Here is an 18,076-nt window from a genome sequence, read left to right on the forward strand (position 1 = left end):
ATCATGAAAAAACTAGTCTTTGTTTTCAGTTTATTATTTATAAGCTTTACATTACAAGCTCAAGATAATTTAATTTCTTCTGAAGTTAAGGAGCATATTAAAGCCAGAATAGAAACTAAAACAGATGTAGCCATCGCAATGGGATTTATTGATGGCGATGCTGTCGAGTATTATAGTGCAGGACAAACTGCTTTAGAAAATGGGACAGATGTTGATGAACATTCTGTTTTCGAAATCGGTTCAATTTCAAAAACCTTTACAACGGTTCTTTTATCTCAAAAGATTATAGCAGGAGAAATGAGCTTAGAGGATCCTATTTCAAAATATTTGCCATCGACTGTAAAAACACCTGCTAGAAATGGTAAAAATATTACCATTCTTGATTTGGCAACTCATACTTCTGCTTTGCCAAGAATGCCAAATAATTTTACGCCTAAAAACCCTAACAATCCGTTTGTAGATTATACTTACGAGCAGTTATATGATTTTCTTTCTAACCATGAGCTCAATCGTGATATAGGAGTTCAATATGAATATTCAAATTTAGGAATGGGTTTACTTGGCCATATTTTAGAGCTTCAAAGTGGTAAAACTTTCGAGCAATTATTAATAGATAATATTGCTAAACCATTAGGGATGAATGATACTGCTATTGCTTTAAATGAATCTATGAAAAAACGGTTAGCTAAAGGACACGACGGCCTTGCTGAAGTTGAGAACTGGGACATTATTACTATGGCTGGAGCAGGAGGTATTCGTTCAACGGTTAGCGATATGGTCAAATACATACAAGCTAATATGGGCGTAACAAAATCATCTTTTTATAATGCCATGCAATTATCTCATGAGTCTGCGTATAAGAATAAAGAAAATAATTACGAAATAGGCTTGGCTTGGCATTACGAAAATGATAAAGAGGTCATATGGCATAACGGACGTACAGGTGGCTATTCATCATTTGCAGGTTTCGTTCCTAAAACCAACAAAGGGGTTGTCATCTTAACAAATAATACAGCAGATATTGGTGCCTTGAGTTTTAGAAGTCTTGGAGGTCCAACACCTTTAGTAGCACCAAAAAAATCAATAGTAACTTTGCTAAAAAAAGAAATTCAAACGAGTGGTATTGATTCTGCAATTGCGTTATACATGTCAGAAAAAAGCAATGCAGCTACAGAATACAATTTTAACGAACAAGCGCTTAACACATTAGGTTATGAGTTATTAAACGGTGAAGCCCTAGACGATGCCTTAGCCATTTTTAAACTCAATGTTAACATGTATCCAAACGCCTCTAACCCTTACGATTCTTTAGGTGAAGCGTATCTGGCTAAAGGCGATTCTGTCTTAGCTAAGAAAAATTATGAAAAGTCACTAGAGCTTAATCCAGCTAATACAAATGCAGTTTCGGTCCTAGAAAGTATGGGTGTAAAAAATGTAGTTAAAGAAGTGGTTATCCCTCAGGATGTACTCGATACATATGTTGGAAAATACGAATTAGCACCTGGATTTATTATAACTGTGACTAGAAAAGAAAATCAAATGTTTGCCCAAGCTACTGGACAATCACAATTTGAAATTTTTGCTTCAGCACAAAATAAATTTTATTTAAAAGTGGTTGAAGCTAATGTGGAATTTAATGTCGATGAGTCTGGTGAAGTTACAAGTATGACGCTATATCAAGGCGGACAAGTCTTACCTGGAAAAAAATTAGACGAATAAGTTGTTGGGCATTCCCAAACATAGCTTTGGCTAAGTTTGGTCGTGCTTTCGCGAGTCACTCTTAAAATTTAAAAATTTTAAGGAGTTTCAACAAACGCTCAATCACTAATGCAAAACGCAACCCAAAAGGTTGCGTTTTTTCATAATATAATCATTAAAAATAAAGCTTATAAAATAAGATTGTTATTATGTCATATAAAGCATTATGGCATATTAGTTGACAATACAATAAATTATAATTCAAATAGTAAGACGCTTAGATTTAAAATAAACACATGCAACACCTCAAAGAAAAAACAAAAAAAACGAAGCCAAAAGTCACTATGGTGCAAGCCTTTAAAACGATTATTTGGCCAAGACGTAAACTAGTGTTTATTGGTTTAATACTTATTGTTATTCGAAGTTTATCTGGCTTAGTTTTGCCATGGCAAAGTAAAGTACTGCTTGATGAAGTCGTACCATCAAAAGACTATAGTCAGCTTTATTCTTTAATCATTATCGTATTATTAGCAATATTAATTCAAGCCGTAACCTCTTTTTTATTGACTAAAATATTAGCCATTCAGGCGCAATTTTTAATTTCCGAATTACGTGCGCAAGTACAGAAAAAAGTATTGTCCTTGCCTATTAGTTTTTTCGATAATACAAAGTCTGGCGCACTCGTATCACGAATCATGACTGATGTAGAAGGCGTTAGAAACCTTATAGGTACAGGTCTAGTACAATTAGTTGGAGGTACGTTTACAGCAATTGTGTCTTTAGTCATTTTAATTAAACTTAATGCATGGATGACCCTTTTTGTGTTTATCCCACTTTCTATTTTTGGAATTATAGCTTTAAAAGCATTTAAATATATTCGACCAATATTTAGAAAAAGAGGAGAGATTAATGCTGAAGTAAAAGGACGCTTAACAGAGACTCTAGCTGGAGTTCGTGTAATTAAAGCCTTTAATGCTGAACCTCAGGAAAATATAATTTTCGAAAAAGGCGTAGATAAACTTTTTCAAAATGTTAAAAAGAGCATGACAGCAACAGCACTTATGACAAGTTCTTCTACCTTTCTTATTGGAGTCGCAACTACAGGTATTATGGGAATTGGTGGTTATTACATGATGCAAGATCTTATGACAACTGGAGATTTTCTCTTTTTTACTTTACTATTAGGTTTTATGATTGCGCCTATCATACAAATGAGTAATATTGGAAGTCAGTTAACAGAAGCACTTGCTGGTTTAGATAGAACCGAAGAATTAATGAATATGACTGCCGAAAGCGAAGATCCAAATAGAACTGTTTTATTAAACGATATCAAAGGCGAACTCGAATTTAAAGAGGTCTCCTTTGCTTACGAAGAAGGTAAAGAGGTTTTGCATAACATCAGTTTTAAAGCGCCTTCGGGTTCGGTAATTGCTTTAGTGGGAAGCTCTGGCTCAGGAAAGTCAACTATAGCTGGACTGTCAGCTACATTTTTAAATCCTGAATCTGGTAAAGTTACCATCGATAACCAAGATTTATCTCAAGTTAATTTAAGTAGTTACAGACAACATTTAGGAGTTGTTTTACAAGATGAGTTTTTATTTGAAGGAACAATTAGAGAAAATATTATGTTTCCAAGACCAGAAGCTACTGAAACCGAATTGCTAAATGCTGTTAAAGCGGCTTATGTTAATGAGTTTACAGATCGCTTTGAAGATGGCTTAGACACTTTAATTGGAGAACGAGGAGTGAAGCTTTCTGGAGGTCAACGCCAACGTTTAGCTATTGCAAGAGCTATTTTAGCAAACCCTAAAATTATTATATTAGATGAAGCAACGTCTAATCTAGATACCGAAAGCGAAGCTTTAATTCAGAAAAGTTTAGCGCAATTAGTAAAAGATAGGACGACTATTGTTATTGCTCACCGATTGAGTACAATTAGAAAAGCCAATCAAATACTAGTTATTGAAGACGGACGTATAGCTGAACGCGGAACACATGATGAATTAATTGCAAAAAATGGGAGATACTATGATTTGTATACCTATCAAGCTAAGATTTAAAACCGATTTTAACTTTTTAATTTTAAGAGGAGTAACCACTAGGTTTTCCGTACCTTTAAACAAAACTAATTATGGATATAAAACTAGCAGTACTTATAGATGGTGATAATATTCCGTCAGCTTATGTTAAAGAAATGATGGAAGAGATTGCTAAATATGGTAATCCAACTATAAAACGTATTTATGGCGATTGGACCAAACCGCATCTATCGAAGTGGAAAAATGTGCTTTTAGAAAATGCCATAACACCTATTCAACAGTATGGATATACTACAGGTAAGAATGCAACAGATTCTGCGATGATTATTGATGCCATGGATATCCTATATTCTGAAAAAGTTGATGGTTTTTGTTTAGTGTCTAGTGATAGCGATTTTACAAAACTTGCAACACGACTTCGTGAAGCTGGTATGCAAGTGTATGGTATTGGTGAAAAGAAAACTCCAAACCCATTTATAGTCGCTTGTGATAAGTTTATTTATATAGAGATTCTTAAAAACCAAGCACAAAAAAGTGCATCTGAGTCTGAAGATCTGGAGGATAGTAATAAAGATAGCTTAGATAAAATAACAGCTAAAGAAATCAGGTTTATATCATCTACTATTTCTGATTTAGCAGATGATGATGGTTGGGCATTTTTAGGAGATGTTGGTAGTTTATTACAAAAAAAACAGCCTAATTTTGATTCAAGAAATTATGGTTTTCAAAAATTAACCCCTTTAATTAAATCCATTAATAACTTTGAAATAGAACGTCGAGAAGATTCTCGTGGACGCTTTAAATTGATTTATGTGAAGATTAAAGAACAAAAACCAAAACCAAAATCTAAAACAAAAAAACGCCAATAGATTATACCTTCTTGTGTTTTAGAGATATAAAAATAAAAAGAGAGAGCATTCCAAATACAGAAAACCCAACAAAAAGGGGTAATGCTGTTTGATCTACAAAGCTTCCAATATAATTGGCAATAGGTACAGCCATTACAGTGGCTATAAATCCTGTTATAGCAGCACCTATTCCTGCAATATGCCCAATAGGTTCCATAGCAATGGCTCTAATGTTTCCGAAGATAAATCCAATTGTGAAAAATTGTATGGCCATAAATATTAGTAGTATTGCTAATGGTGGGTTTGTAGTATTCCAAAATAATAGTACATATACTAAAGCATTAATACTAAAAACAATAATTGCTAAATAGGATAATCGCCACATACCTAATCGCATGACAAAAGAACCATTTAAAAAGGTCGATAAACCAACACCAGCAGCTAATCCAGCAAATATGTATGGAAACTCTTCTTTTAGATGATACTGATTTTCAAAAATATGCTGTGAAGCACTTAAGTACACTATAAAAGCACCAGAAATAAACCCTGAGACTAAGGTGAACCCTAAAGTTATTTTGTGTTTTAGTAATTCTTTTAAACCATTAATAAAAACATACTTGCTGAACTTTATTTTATATTCTGGTTTTAGTGTTTCTGGTTGTCGTTTCCAAAACCATAAACAAACTAAAAAAGCCATTAACAGTTGGACATAAAAAATAGCTTTCCAATCATAAAAATTTAAAATAAATTTTCCCATAACTGGAGCAACCACAGGAACAAGGATGAAAAAAGTAGTAATAAAGGACATGATTTTTGCCATGTAATCACCTTTATATAAGTCCCTAATAATCGCTATAGCTATAGTTCTTGGAGCAGCCAAACCAACACCTTGTAAGACACGACCAAAAATCATCATTTCAATAGATGTAGATAAAACACAAATAGCACTTGCAAAAGCAAAAATTATAAAGCCAATATATACAATAGGTTTTCTTCCAAAACTATCAGATAATGGACCTAATATCAATTGACCAATTCCTAAGCCTAAGAAAATCATAGTAATTAACTGCTGACTATCGCTCGAATCAGAATTGTTTAAAGATATACCAATAGATGATAGCGCAGGAAGTAAAGCATCAATTGCTAATGCTACAATAGACATTAAAGATGCCATCAATAAAATGAACTCTAACTTTACAGTTTGTGTGTTTTGCATCCCGCAAAAGTACTTTAATTGTTTAGAGTGTTTTGCATAAATATTATAATAGAATGTTAATATTCATATACCTCATTAAAATGTGTATTTTTGTTTAATATTTGCATTGGTATGTTGCCTTTAATAACTACAGAAGAAAAACTAAAAGAGCGTATTAAAGAACTTAGTTGTTTATATACTATTAGCTCTTATATTTCGAATTGTAATTTTAATGATTTAGATCCTACAATTCAAGCCATAGCTAGAAGTCTTCAAGATGCTATTCGCTTTCCAAAAGATGCATCTGTAGAAATTTTGATAGATCAGAATGTGTTTACGGCTGGGAAAGATCCTCTAAATAAAGTTTTTATATTATCTGCTATAAAAGCATTTAATGTCCAAATAGGTTCTATAAAAGTAGGCTATTCTAAAGCTAAGTATACAGCAAATAGTTTTTTAAATGAAGAAAAACAACTATTGCAAAAAGTCGCTATAGAAATAGGTAATTTATTTGAACGCAAACAAATTATAGACAACGAAGTTATTTCTAAGCGTCAAATAGAGCGTGCAGACCGATTAACTATTTTAGGTGAAATTACTGCAGGAATAGCTCATGAACTCAACACGCCTTTGGCTAATATTTTGGGGTATTCTGAACTTTTAAAAGAGCAGTTTCTAAATAATAAAGCTGCTATTAGCGATTTAGAAAAAATCACGAATAGTGCCATTTATTCTAGAGAAGTGGTTAAAAAACTTATGTTTTTTTCTTGTGATATGCCGCAAGAAATGAAACTTACCAATGTTACGCCCATTATTAAGGATGCGATAACTCTTTTAAAACCTAATTTTACGAGGAAGAATATTGATTGTCAATTATCAATTTCTGATAAGAACATTCCACTTCGTGTGGATGCCATTCAGTTGACGCAAGTAATTTTTAATATTGTTATGAATGCAATTTATTTTTCACCAGAAAATGGTATTATAGTCGTTACTGTCAAGCAAGATGATAAGAATATAATATTAGATATAAGTGATGAAGGTCTGGGTATAGAAACCTCAAAAAATGATGCTATTTTTAATCCTTTTTATTCAACTAAGCCAGTAGGTGAAGGTTCAGGATTAGGATTGAGTGTTGTTCATGGAATTGTTAGGAGTCATAAAGGGACTATTAAACATCGCCCTAATTCTCCAAAAGGCACTATCTTTACTATAAGCTTTCCTAAAAATTAAGTTATGGCACTCAACCGTGAAAATATATTAATAGTTGATGATGATGTTCATATTTTAGAACTCATTCAGCGTCATTTGAAGGCGCTAAATTACCATACTTATAAAGCCATTTCTGTAAAAGAAGCAATAACCATTTTGCAAGATAAAGCCATAGACTTATTAATTACGGATTTACGAATGCCAGGTGTTGATGGCTTAGAATTGGTGAAATATGTCTCTGAACATTTTCCTCATATTCCTAAGCTTGTTGTAACAGGCTACCCTTCAATTGATGGCGCTTTAGATGCTTTAAAATCTGGTGCTATGGAGTATATGACGAAACCATTCACCAAAGAAGAGCTGAAAAAGGCCGTCTTAAATGCATTAAAAGATAAACCCAAGAAGAAGCAAGTGGTTTCTAATGTAGCTAAAGATAATAAAGCTTACGGCGAATTGATAGGAAAGTCAAAAGCCCTGAAAAAAGTCACTGATGTTATTGAACGTGTTAAGAATAATAAAGCTACAGTTTTTATTACAGGTGAAAGTGGAACAGGTAAAGAGTTAGTAGCACGGTCTATTCATTATATGGGGAAATACGCAACAGCGCCTTTTGTGGCGGTGAACTGTGGCGCTATTCCAGAAAACTTATTAGAATCTGAGCTTTTTGGTTATGCTAAAGGTGCTTTTACTGGTGCTGATACACAGAGAGATGGTTTTTTTCAAGCTGCTCATCGTGGAACTATATTTTTAGATGAAATCGGGAATGCTTCTTTAGCCACTCAATTGCGCTTATTACGTGTTCTTCAAGAAAAAGAAATTACTAGAGTCGGTTCGCAAAAAGTTGAATATGTGGATGTTAGGGTAATTGCAGCGACTAATGTTAATTTAAAAGATTTAATCGCAAAAGGCCGTTTTCGTGAAGATCTCTTTTATCGTTTAACTGTTGTTGAACTTGAAGTTCCTCCGCTAAGAGCCCGTTTAGAGGACGTGGCAGTTTTAGCTCAAACCTTTTTATTTAAGTATGGTGTAGAGTTTAAAGACCGATTGATACCCATTACTGAAGATGCTCTTGCAGCTCTTGAACGCTATACGTGGCCTGGGAATATTCGGGAATTAGAAAATGTTATTCAGCGCGCTGTAATTATGTGTCATAAACAGATTACGATAGCCGATTTACCTGAACACTTAAAATACACTATTGACTTTCCTGAAGATAATCAAGAGCTCTTACCTTTAAAAACAGTGGAACGAAACTATATTCTAAAAGTTTTAGAGTTCACCAAGAATAATAAAACACAAGCTGCAAAAATTTTACAAATAGATCGTAAAACCTTAAGCGAAAAAATAAAATAAGCCTTCTATAAAAGTGAGTTATATTTACTCACCTGGGGAAATATTCCCCAATTTGCAATATTGTAATATTTCAAATAATAGAATGTAATATACTGTATTACAATTCATTACTATAATTTTTGTGTAGTTTATTTTAATGTGGCATAGCAGTTGCCTATACGTTGGTAATATTTAAAATTAAAAATATGAATAACGCTATGGAAAACAGCTTATGCAGTGATTGCAAATTTAACCAGGACTGTAGTTTAACATCAGATAAGAACTTTATATGGTCTTGTAGTGAATATGAGTTCGATGCTATAAACGATTCAGAAGCCCCATTATCAACCCATAATACTTTTGCGTACGATACTTCAGAGCGTGCCATAGAGATTATCTAAAACCAACAAATAATGACTTTAACAAAAGAATTAAAAAAGAAAAAACAGCCAAAGCAAGGTATGCTGGCAAATGTGATGAAACAATTTGACGCAGCAGCAGATATGGTTGACTTAAACCCTAACATTAAAAAAATACTCGCAGTTACCAATAACGAATTAATTATTCACTTTCCTGTACGTATGGATAATGGTGATGTTGAAATTTTTAAAGGATACCGTGTGCAACATAATAATGCATTAGGGCCTTATAAAGGCGGATTACGTTATCATCCAACTATAGATATTGATTCTGTGAAAGCATTAGCCATGTGGATGACATGGAAAACATCATTAGCAGGTTTACCTTATGGAGGTGCTAAAGGAGGAATTCAAATAGATCCTAAAAAATATTCGAATGCAGAATTAGAACGTATTACAAGACGGTTTACGTATGCCTTAGGTGAAAATATTGGACCAGAACATGATATTCCTGCTCCAGATGTGAATACAAATGCACAAACTATGGCATGGATTGCTGACACCTATATGTCGACAAAAGCACCATCTGAACGTTCTAAAAATCAACATGTCGTAACAGGAAAACCAATAGGTTCTGGAGGTCTAGAAGGAAGAGATAGAGCGACAGGTTATGGTGTGTTTTTAACTATTAAATATTGGGCAAAAAATAAAAATGTATCGTTAAAAGATAAAACTTTTATTGTTCAAGGATTTGGAAATGTAGGTTATTGGGCTGCTCATTTCTTAGAGCAAGAAGGCGCTAAAATGGTCGGAGTTCAAGATGCTTTCGGTTCCATTGGGAATGCAAAGGGGATTCCAGTTGAGACTTTGTTTGAATATACTAAGAACAACCAAGGAAGTGTTGAAGGGTTTCCTAAGTCGATGTCTATTGTCAAGGACGACTTCTTTACTTTAGATTGTGATATTTGTATCCCAGCAGCTTTAGGAAATCAAATTACAAAGGAGAATGCGCCACATATTAAAGCTTTTTTAATAGCTGAAGGTGCAAATGGACCTACGACAGTTGAAGCAGAAAAGATTTTGTTAGACAGAGGCGTTACTATTATTCCTGATATTTTATGCAACTCAGGAGGTGTTATTGGTAGTTATTTTGAATGGTTGCAAAACCGTAATGGAGAACTTTGGGAACTTGATGAGATTTTAGTCAAAATTGATAAAAAGATAAAAGAAGTTTTTAATAAAGTTTTGAATACATCAGAGAGCAAACATATTGATATGCGCTCGGCGGCCTATTTTTTAGCTATTGAACGCATTGAAAAAGCGTATGTGCAAAGAGGAATTTTTCCATAATAAATTAAAAAAAAAAGTTAGATATGAGGTATGGTAGTTTAGTAATTGAAAAAAAGGAATATGTTGCACTAAAGCAACTGCTTAATTTGGCAGAAAGTTATAAAGAGCCTACAAGAAAACAATCGGTCTTAAGGTTGGAAAAAGAATTAGAAACGGCAATTATATCAAACGAAGAAGAAATGCCGGAGGATGTTATTCGGTTTAATTCTGAGGTTGTTGTTGCTACGGCTGATGGTTGGGAGAATTCTTTTGAATTGGTATCTCCAACTGAAAGTAATTTTTCTAATAAAAAAATATCCATTTTGACACCTATGGGATTAGCTGTTATTGGTTACGCAAAGGGGGATGTTATTGATTGGGAGTTTCCAGGAGGTTCAAAATCTTTAGAAATTAAAGATGTGAAACAAATACAAAAAGTAAAGTAAAATACTATAATAATGGAATTAAATACATATTTTGATCATGATACTGACGACCGTATAGTTCAGAAACGAAGTGCAGAAGAGTTAGGTTTTTGGATCTCACACATAAACTATATAATTGAGGAGAGTGATAGATTAGCAAAAATAGCTTCTAATGTTCTTAAGAATAGAGCTATAAGAGATGATTTTCTGGAGATAATTATTAAGAATCAATCTGTGTTGAATGAATTTACAGCATATAAAAATTCAATGGTGCAGTATAAAGAGTGTGACCACTTTGAATGTGATTTATATTATATTAATAAACACGAACATATTAGGCAGCTCTATATTAAAACCATTGTTGATTATAGAAAACTGAAAACTCAGCTATATTCTGAAATACTCAAATAATTATCCCTAATTTAATTTTTACTTTTAGAGCCAAAGCAATTTGTTGTTTTGGCTTTTTCCTTTTAAGTCCTGATGGTTTTTATGTGTTGTTAAATTAAATGATTTGAGCTGTTTTTGTTTTTAAGTTTCTATTTTTAATTCTTAAATTTAAAACAAAAACATTGTGCCATGCTAACAGCAACTTTAATCAAACTTTTTAAAAGAGATTTACAGGCTTTGAAAGCTGAAATTATACAGTATAACAGTGAAAAAAATATGTGGCTAGTCGATGGTGCGATAAAAAACTCAGCAGGAAATTTATGTCTTCACTTAGTCGGAAACCTAAATCATTTTATTGGGCACGATTTAGGAAACACAAATTATATTAGACAACGTGAATTAGAATTTTCACTTAAAGATGTACCAAGAGAGGAATTGGTGAAACAAATTGATGAAGTCACACTTGTTGTAGAACAGACTTTGTTAGCCTTGTCTCCTGCAGATTTGCAAAAGGAATATAAACGACGTGTGTTTGAAGATACAATGACAACAGAATATTTCCTCGTACATTTAAGTATGCATTTAGCATATCATTTAGGACAAATTAATTACCACAGACGTTTATTAGATTGCTAATTATGGAGTTTGATCATTTTAAAATTCAATTATTACAGCCTCATGAAGGAAAAGCTTTTTTTGATTTAATTGAAAGAAATAGACCGCGTTTAGAAGATTTTTTTGCAGGAACAGTATCCAAAACTCAGACTTTAGATGATACCATAGCGTATTGTGAAATCATTCAACAACACATAGAAGAACAGAGTTATTTTCCGTTTTTAATAACAGATTTAAAGACGAATACTTTTGTTGGGCTAGTAGATGTGAAAAACATAAATTGGGATTTACCTAAAGCAGAACTTGGCTATTTTATTGATGCCAATTATAATAGAAAAGGAATCATGTCAAAAGCTCTTGGGTTGGTTATAGACCACCTCATTTTACATTATAAATTTAAGAAACTATTGTGTCGTATAGGAAGTAAAAACTTAGGGAGCATTCAAGTCGCTTTAAATAATGACTTCCTATTAGAAGGTGTTATTAAAAATGATTATAAAACCACAAAAGGAGAAATCGTTGATCTAAAATATTATGGTAGAGTGTTTTAAGTGTGTTAAAACTTCTTAAAAATAGATGGCGTTGTTTTATAGTTTACTATTTTTATAAATAAACCAAAATCATTCAATCATTATGAAATTTAAGGCAGTTTTACTTTTATTCTTCGTTTTTGCGTTTACGAGTTTTTCTCAGAAAAAAAATAATCGAGAATTAAAGCATGTTACACTTTCTGGCAGTGGTTATGAGTTAGGTCTACAACATGGATCGTTGTTAAAATCAGAGATTGCTGAAATCGTATCTAAATGGAAACAGAATACGACTCAAACTTTTCAAAAGGATTCTGATAGCATCGTAAGCGATTTCTTTAAATATGCACATTTTACTGAAGCTATAAAAAAATGGACTCCAGAGTTGTATGAAGAAATTAGAGGAATAGCAGATGGCTCAGGTCAAGATTTTAATGACATTTTTATACTGAATTTGTTAGATGAGTTTTGGGTGTATATTGATGACCTCTCCAATCATCATTGCAGTGATGTTGGTGTTGCCTCAGTAAATGGAAGTCCGAGCTATATTGCTCAAAACATGGACATTGAAACGTACACAGATGGCTACCAAACTCTCATAACACTTCAACGACATGATAACAAACCAGAACAGCTCATCTTAACGCATCCAGGTTTAATTGCTTTAAATGGTATGAATGAAAATGGAGTAGGTGTAGTTGTAAATACCATCATGCAATTAAAGGCTTCTTCTGAAGGATTGCCAGTTGCTTTTGTTATTAGACGTATTATTAATTCTACAGATAAAGAGGATTTGTTAACATTTATTCAGTCTGTAAACCATGCTTCAGGTCAGAATTATATCATCGGAATTAGAGGTGAAGTCTATGATTTTGAAGCTTCAGCAAATGAAGTGGTAAGATATGATCCTAAAAATAAAAATGGCACAGTGTATCATACCAATCATCCTATTGTAAATACAGATGTTAAAGCGTGGTATAAAAATTATAATCCTAATCTAAAAGATGAATCTTTACCACGAGCATCAAATAGTTATGTAAGATTAGATGCACTTAAAAGTCGAATGCTAAACAAATTCACTATTAATGATGAAATCATTAAAGAGGCCTTAAGGTCGAAGGATAATGAAAAGCATCCTGTTTGTAATAGCAATACAGAAAATGCTTTCGGGTTTACATTTGCTTCAGTCGTTATGACTTTAACTGAAACACCTTATTTACAAATAACTGCTGGTCCTCCAGATGAATCAGAATTTACTCGAATTGATTTTAGCAAAAAGTGATTATAAACTATAACGGAATATTTCCATGCTTTCGCTTTGGTTTATTCACTTGTTTATGTTCTAGCATTGAAAAAGCTTTTATCAATTTACGCCTAGTATCTTTAGGTAGAATGACTTCATCAATAAAACCGCGTTCTGAAGCACTGTAAGGGTTGGCGAATAATTCAGCATATTCAGCTTCTTTCTCTTTCCATTTTGCTTCTGGGTTTTCTGCAGATTTAATATCTTTTTTGAAAATAATTTCCGCAGCACCTTTGGCTCCCATAACAGCAATTTCAGCACTAGGCCAAGCAAAATTCATATCAGCACCAATGTGTTTAGAATTCATGACATCATAAGCACCTCCATAGGCTTTACGCGTAATAACAGTAACCCTTGGCACTGTGGCTTCACTAAAAGCATATAATAATTTTGCACCATGAACGATAATACCATTCCACTCTTGATCGGTTCCTGGTAAAAAGCCTGGAACATCTTCTAATACTAATAATGGAATATTGAAGGCATCACAAAAACGGACAAAACGTGCTGCTTTTTTCGAGCTATTAACATCTAAAACACCTGCTAAAAACATTGGTTGGTTGGCTACAACACCAATACTTCTACCTCCTAATCGAGCAAAACCAACAATAATATTTTCCGCATAATTTTTATGAATTTCATAAAAAGAGTCTTCATCTATAATACCAGAAATTACCTCATGCATATCGTAAGGTTTATTTGCATTATCTGGAACTATATTAGATAAACTATCTCGTTCTTCAATTTTAAATTCAAAGGGTAGAAGCGAAGGGCTTTCAGTATTATTTTGAGGAAGATAACTTAGTAGTTTTTTTATATCTTCTAAGCATTCGACATCATTTGATGCAGTTATGTGAGCAACTCCAGATTTACTAGAATGCGTACTTGCGCCACCTAATTCTTCAGAAGTGACTTCTTCATTCGTTACCGTTTTTACGACATTAGGACCAGTAACAAACATATAACTGGTATCTTCTACCATAATGGTAAAATCAGTCATTGCTGGTGAATAAACAGCGCCACCAGCGCATGGTCCCATGATGGCAGAAATTTGTGGAATCACTCCAGAGGATTGTACGTTTTTATAAAAAATATCGGCATAACCTCCAAGCGAACGAACCCCTTCTTGAATTCGTGCACCACCAGAATCGTTTAAACCAATTAAAGGCGCTCCAACTTTAAGCGCTAAATCCATAATCTTACATATTTTTTCAGCGTGTGTTTCTGATAAAGACCCTCCAAAAACAGTAAAATCTTGGGCAAATACATAAATGAGTCTTCCATGTACTGTACCATAGCCAGTCACAACGCCATCACCATAGAATTTTTGGTTTTCCATACCAAAATCTTTAGTTCGATGAGTAACCAAAGCACCAATTTCTTCAAAAGAGCCTTCATCTAAAAGATAGTGTACACGTTCTCTAGCTGTTAGTTTTTTCTTCTCGTGCTGCTTGTCTATTCTTGCTTGTCCACCACCTAAATATGCTGCAGCTAATTTTTCGTTGAGATTTTTTATCTTATCTTCCATACAGATTTTAGTTAGGTAAGCGTAATAATTTTTGATCTTCTATATATTGTTTTACTGCAATAAGTGCAGCAATATAAGCTTCTTCTTCCTGTTTACTTTTTAACGCTTCAGGCGAATAGTATTTCTTTACAAAATGTGTATCAAATTGTCCTGAACGGAAAGCGTCATGCTCACAAACAAAACTTCCAAAAGGGAGAGTGGTTTGTATACCTTCAATATGATAGTTATTTATTGCTTTTAGCATCAATTGTATCGCTTCATCTCGCGTTTCTCCATAAGTGATTAATTTCGATAGCATAGGATCGTAATAAATAGGAATATCCATACCTTCTTCAAACCCGTTATCGACACGTATATTTTTACCAACAGGTAATTGATAAACTTCTAAATTCCCAACGCTAGGTAAAAAATCATTTAAAGGATCTTCAGCATAAACGCGCAATTCTAAGGCATGTCCTTTAATTTTTAAATCGTCTTGTTTAATAGGAAGTTCTTCACCACGCGCAACACGTATTTGTAATTCTACTAAATCGGTTCCTGTAATAAGTTCGGTAACAGGGTGTTCGACTTGTAAGCGTGTGTTCATTTCTAAGAAATAGAAGTGATGCTCATCATCTAATAAAAACTCTACGGTTCCTGCGCCTAAATAATCACAAGATTTTGCGACTTTAATGGCTGCTTCTCCCATTTTTGCTCTTAACTCCGGAGTTAGAACAGATGATGGTGCTTCTTCTACAACTTTTTGATGACGACGTTGAATACTGCATTCGCGTTCAAAAAGGTGAACAACATGGCCATGAGCATCTGCCATGACTTGAATTTCAATGTGTCTTGGTGAGGTAACATATTTTTCAATAAAGACTGAACCATCTCCAAAAGCAGACGTTGCTTCGCTTATTGCACGATTCATCTGAGATTCAAAATCGGCTGCTTTATCAACGACTCGCATACCTTTTCCGCCTCCTCCAGCAGAAGCTTTTATTAAAATGGGAAAACCAATTTCATGAGCAATATTTTTAGCTTCAGTAATATCTGTTATGGCTTCGTCGGTTCCTGGAACCATAGGTATATCATAGACTTTTACAGCTTCTTTAGCGGCAAGTTTACTTCCCATAATTTTAATGGCCTTAGATTTTGGACCAATAAAAGTAATGTTGTTTTCTTCACAAGCTTCAGCAAAATCAGCATTTTCAGAAAGAAACCCATAACCCGGATGGATCGCATCAACGTTAAGTGATTTAGCTACATTTATAATTTTATCACCTAATAAATAGGATTGGTTTGATGGTGCTTCTCCAATTAAAACCGCTTCGTCAGCATATTTTACATGTGGTGCATTTCGATCAACAGTAGAGTAGACAGCCACTGTTTTAATGCCCATTTTTTTAGCTGTTCGCATCACACGTATAGCAATTTCACCTCTATTGGCTACTAATATCTTCTTCATATTATTCAAATTCAATTAATAGTTGATTTTTATCTACAGCATCACCTTTATTTATAGCAATAGATTTTATAACACCATCTCTAGGCGCTGTTAAAACATTTTCCATTTTCATAGCTTCAAGGATTAAAAGCGCATCATCTTCTTTTACTTCTTGTCCTTTTTTTACGTTAATTTCAAGTATGAGTCCTGGCATTGGCGCTTTTATTTCATTGACTTTTTTTGTTGCTCCAACTTCAAAACCCATTTGTTTTATTAATGAATCTAAATTATTGAAAATGTTTACATTATAGTTGTTGTTATTAACTTTTACTTTATATGTTTTTGTGTTGAAATTTGCTTCAGTAATTTCAGCTTTAAAGCTTTTGTTTTCTTGAAGGACATGAAATTTAGAAGGCGATACTTCTATGGCATCAAGTGCAGAAAATTGTTCCGATGAAATATCAAATTCTGAAGCGTTATTGACTTTGACTTTATAAGATTTAGACATATTATTCTAATTTGGTGTAAATATAAATATTAAAAATTCAAAAACTAAGAGACTTTAAATCTTGAATTATCAGAATGTGTATTAATGGCTTTTTTTGATAAGTACAATCCAATAAATAAAGAGATAAATGCGCCAACCCAAATACCAGGAATGAACTCTAAAAATAGAAAGAAATCGTAGGCACCATGAAAGAGAATAGCAAAGAATAAACCAAAGAGATTTAGTAATTTTTTATGCTTAGAGAATTTCGCTTTCCCCATAAAATAACCCATTATTACTGCAAATGTGGCATGTGCAGGAACTGCTGTAAAAGCTCTTAATAATGCAGTTTGAACACCACTTTCCAGAACATACATGATGTTTTCTGTAGCAGCAAAACCCATAGAAACCATTACAGCATATACAATACCATCAAATTGTTCGTTAAATTCTTTTTTAGGTTGAGCAAAATAACGCACAATAATGTATTTGCTAAATTCTTCAATCAGCCCAACGATTAAAAATGCCTTTATAAAGAGTTGTACAATACTTTTGTTATCTTTTATTTGTATAGGAATAGTGTAATCGGTCAATACATATAAAACTGTAGTAATAATGATACTTACAATAGCACCTAATAAAAAACTAAATAATAATAGGCGTTTAGGTTCTTTATCATATTTGTCTTTGTAGTATATGTAAAGAATGATTATAAAAACTGGTGCTACAGCTAAGGCAAGTAATTGCATGTTTAGGAGAATAGTTAGGTTTTAAGTTTTTGCTTAATCGTATTTAAAACAAAAACATAATAGTTGAAGTTCGATTTTATAAAATGATTATTTGTTTCACTGTGATGTAATAAATTTTCAAATTCATTAAAACGGACTAGTTTTAATTCTTCTACCTCATTTTTTTGAGGTGTAAGCTGACTAATATCTTGAACTAATTCAGCGATAAAAGTATGATGAAATTCGTTGTCCTGAATACCATTGTCATAAGTCTGAAAACATGGAAATACGCCTATTTTTTCTAAATGCTCTTCATTAACCAACAGCCCAATCTCTTCTTGCGTTTCTCGAATAGCAGCTTGTTTTATGGTTTCGCCAGCATCTACATGACCAGCAACTGAAACATCCCAAAGTAATGGACAAATAGCTTTTAAAGCTGAACGTTGCGCTAATAAAATTTCTCCAGCTTTAGTATATAACCACACATGAGCTGTGTTATGATAATATCCTTTTGCATGAATTAAGGATTTTAACTCAGAGTTTCCAGTAGGAAATCCATCAGATGTTATGATATCAAGAAGTTCGATAATTTAAAATAATTAAATATTAAATAATTGTATCTTTAAGCAACTAAC

General features: G+C 33.1%; 18 protein-coding genes. 12 read left to right on the top strand and 6 right to left on the bottom strand.

Annotated features, from left to right (window positions below):
- The first annotated feature begins 3 nt into the window (after positions 1–3).
- The 3 genes from ACFS5M_RS13535 to ACFS5M_RS13545 all read left to right on the top strand — a co-directional run bounded on the left by ACFS5M_RS13535 (position 4) and on the right by ACFS5M_RS13545 (position 4,606).
- A complete protein-coding gene (locus tag ACFS5M_RS13535) occupies positions 4–1,719 on the top strand; it encodes a serine hydrolase (RefSeq protein WP_183489313.1) in 1,716 nt (571 codons plus the stop codon).
- 275 nt (positions 1,720–1,994) lie between these two features.
- Positions 1,995–3,758, top strand: coding sequence for an ABC transporter ATP-binding protein (locus ACFS5M_RS13540; RefSeq protein WP_183489317.1), 1,764 nt, complete (start codon positions 1,995–1,997; stop codon positions 3,756–3,758).
- A 71-nt stretch (positions 3,759–3,829) separates the two neighbouring features.
- On the top strand, positions 3,830–4,606 hold the full coding sequence (locus ACFS5M_RS13545) for an NYN domain-containing protein (protein WP_183489319.1): 777 nt from the start codon (positions 3,830–3,832) through the stop codon (positions 4,604–4,606).
- Position 4,607: 1 nt separating this feature from the next.
- On the opposite strand, the gene ACFS5M_RS13550 is transcribed toward ACFS5M_RS13545, so the two are convergent.
- Entirely contained in the window at positions 4,608–5,843 is a 1,236-nt protein-coding gene (locus tag ACFS5M_RS13550) for a multidrug effflux MFS transporter (RefSeq protein WP_183489543.1), read from the bottom strand.
- Between the two features lie 48 nt (positions 5,844–5,891).
- Between ACFS5M_RS13550 and ACFS5M_RS13555 the strand changes: the two genes are divergently transcribed.
- The 9 genes from ACFS5M_RS13555 (at position 5,892) to ACFS5M_RS13595 (ending at position 13,251) form a co-directional block, all read left to right on the top strand.
- Positions 5,892–7,013 (top strand): sensor histidine kinase, encoded by a 1,122-nt coding sequence (locus tag ACFS5M_RS13555; protein ID WP_379899100.1) that lies wholly within the window; start codon positions 5,892–5,894, stop codon positions 7,011–7,013.
- Between the two features lie 3 nt (positions 7,014–7,016).
- Positions 7,017–8,345 carry a sigma-54-dependent transcriptional regulator gene (locus ACFS5M_RS13560; RefSeq protein ID WP_183489322.1) on the top strand — a complete coding sequence of 443 codons (1,329 nt, stop codon included), beginning with the start codon at positions 7,017–7,019 and terminating at the stop codon, positions 8,343–8,345.
- A gap of 185 nt (positions 8,346–8,530) precedes the next feature.
- Positions 8,531–8,725 (top strand): hypothetical protein, encoded by a 195-nt coding sequence (locus ACFS5M_RS13565; RefSeq protein ID WP_183489325.1) that lies wholly within the window; start codon positions 8,531–8,533, stop codon positions 8,723–8,725.
- A 12-nt stretch (positions 8,726–8,737) separates the two neighbouring features.
- Positions 8,738–10,033 carry a Glu/Leu/Phe/Val family dehydrogenase gene (locus ACFS5M_RS13570; protein WP_183489328.1) on the top strand — a complete coding sequence of 432 codons (1,296 nt, stop codon included), beginning with the start codon at positions 8,738–8,740 and terminating at the stop codon, positions 10,031–10,033.
- A gap of 23 nt (positions 10,034–10,056) precedes the next feature.
- The gene (locus ACFS5M_RS13575) at positions 10,057–10,458 is read left to right on the top strand and encodes a GreA/GreB family elongation factor (protein ID WP_183489331.1); all 402 of its coding nucleotides are present in this window, start codon (positions 10,057–10,059) and stop codon (positions 10,456–10,458) included.
- Positions 10,459–10,470: 12 nt separating this feature from the next.
- A complete protein-coding gene (locus ACFS5M_RS13580; RefSeq protein ID WP_183489334.1) occupies positions 10,471–10,848 on the top strand; it encodes a hypothetical protein in 378 nt (125 codons plus the stop codon).
- Between the two features lie 168 nt (positions 10,849–11,016).
- Positions 11,017–11,463 carry a DinB family protein gene (locus ACFS5M_RS13585; RefSeq protein WP_183489337.1) on the top strand — a complete coding sequence of 149 codons (447 nt, stop codon included), beginning with the start codon at positions 11,017–11,019 and terminating at the stop codon, positions 11,461–11,463.
- Between the two features lie 2 nt (positions 11,464–11,465).
- Positions 11,466–11,993 (top strand): GNAT family N-acetyltransferase, encoded by a 528-nt coding sequence (locus ACFS5M_RS13590; protein ID WP_183489340.1) that lies wholly within the window; start codon positions 11,466–11,468, stop codon positions 11,991–11,993.
- Between the two features lie 82 nt (positions 11,994–12,075).
- Complete coding sequence (locus ACFS5M_RS13595; RefSeq protein ID WP_183489343.1) at positions 12,076–13,251, top strand: C45 family autoproteolytic acyltransferase/hydolase; 1,176 nt, start codon at positions 12,076–12,078, stop codon at positions 13,249–13,251.
- A 7-nt stretch (positions 13,252–13,258) separates the two neighbouring features.
- Here ACFS5M_RS13595 and ACFS5M_RS13600 read toward each other — a convergent pair whose 3' ends face one another.
- Genes ACFS5M_RS13600 through ACFS5M_RS13620 form a run of 5 tightly spaced genes read right to left on the bottom strand, consistent with a single transcriptional unit; the run spans position 13,259 to position 18,031 of the window.
- On the bottom strand, positions 13,259–14,800 hold the full coding sequence (locus ACFS5M_RS13600) for an acyl-CoA carboxylase subunit beta (protein WP_183489346.1): 1,542 nt from the start codon (positions 14,798–14,800) through the stop codon (positions 13,259–13,261).
- A 7-nt stretch (positions 14,801–14,807) separates the two neighbouring features.
- Entirely contained in the window at positions 14,808–16,247 is a 1,440-nt protein-coding gene (accC, locus tag ACFS5M_RS13605) for an acetyl-CoA carboxylase biotin carboxylase subunit (RefSeq protein WP_183489349.1), read from the bottom strand.
- 1 nt (position 16,248) lies between these two features.
- On the bottom strand, positions 16,249–16,734 hold the full coding sequence (locus tag ACFS5M_RS13610) for a biotin/lipoyl-containing protein (protein WP_183489352.1): 486 nt from the start codon (positions 16,732–16,734) through the stop codon (positions 16,249–16,251).
- A gap of 44 nt (positions 16,735–16,778) precedes the next feature.
- Positions 16,779–17,462, bottom strand: a complete 684-nt coding sequence (locus ACFS5M_RS13615; protein WP_183489355.1) for a PrsW family intramembrane metalloprotease — start codon at positions 17,460–17,462, stop codon at positions 16,779–16,781.
- Positions 17,463–17,476: 14 nt separating this feature from the next.
- A complete protein-coding gene (locus ACFS5M_RS13620) occupies positions 17,477–18,031 on the bottom strand; it encodes an NUDIX hydrolase (protein WP_183489549.1) in 555 nt (184 codons plus the stop codon).
- Between the last annotated feature and the right edge of the window lie 45 nt (positions 18,032–18,076).

The organism is Lacinutrix iliipiscaria (assembly GCF_042686125.1).
Classification (GTDB): domain Bacteria; phylum Bacteroidota; class Bacteroidia; order Flavobacteriales; family Flavobacteriaceae; genus Oceanihabitans; species Oceanihabitans iliipiscarium.

Coding starts and splice junctions, on each gene's coding strand:
- ACFS5M_RS13535 (WP_183489313.1), top strand. CDS start 4: ATGAAAAAACTAGTCTTTGTTTTCAGTTTATTATTTATAAGCTTTACA.
- ACFS5M_RS13540 (WP_183489317.1), top strand. CDS start 1,995: ATGCAACACCTCAAAGAAAAAACAAAAAAAACGAAGCCAAAAGTCACT.
- ACFS5M_RS13545 (WP_183489319.1), top strand. CDS start 3,830: ATGGATATAAAACTAGCAGTACTTATAGATGGTGATAATATTCCGTCA.
- ACFS5M_RS13560 (WP_183489322.1), top strand. CDS start 7,017: ATGGCACTCAACCGTGAAAATATATTAATAGTTGATGATGATGTTCAT.
- ACFS5M_RS13565 (WP_183489325.1), top strand. CDS start 8,531: ATGAATAACGCTATGGAAAACAGCTTATGCAGTGATTGCAAATTTAAC.
- ACFS5M_RS13570 (WP_183489328.1), top strand. CDS start 8,738: ATGACTTTAACAAAAGAATTAAAAAAGAAAAAACAGCCAAAGCAAGGT.
- ACFS5M_RS13575 (WP_183489331.1), top strand. CDS start 10,057: ATGAGGTATGGTAGTTTAGTAATTGAAAAAAAGGAATATGTTGCACTA.
- ACFS5M_RS13580 (WP_183489334.1), top strand. CDS start 10,471: ATGGAATTAAATACATATTTTGATCATGATACTGACGACCGTATAGTT.
- ACFS5M_RS13585 (WP_183489337.1), top strand. CDS start 11,017: ATGCTAACAGCAACTTTAATCAAACTTTTTAAAAGAGATTTACAGGCT.
- ACFS5M_RS13590 (WP_183489340.1), top strand. CDS start 11,466: ATGGAGTTTGATCATTTTAAAATTCAATTATTACAGCCTCATGAAGGA.
- ACFS5M_RS13595 (WP_183489343.1), top strand. CDS start 12,076: ATGAAATTTAAGGCAGTTTTACTTTTATTCTTCGTTTTTGCGTTTACG.
- ACFS5M_RS13600 (WP_183489346.1), bottom strand. CDS start 14,800: ATGGAAGATAAGATAAAAAATCTCAACGAAAAATTAGCTGCAGCATAT.
- accC (WP_183489349.1), bottom strand. CDS start 16,247: ATGAAGAAGATATTAGTAGCCAATAGAGGTGAAATTGCTATACGTGTG.
- ACFS5M_RS13610 (WP_183489352.1), bottom strand. CDS start 16,734: ATGTCTAAATCTTATAAAGTCAAAGTCAATAACGCTTCAGAATTTGAT.
- ACFS5M_RS13615 (WP_183489355.1), bottom strand. CDS start 17,462: ATGCAATTACTTGCCTTAGCTGTAGCACCAGTTTTTATAATCATTCTT.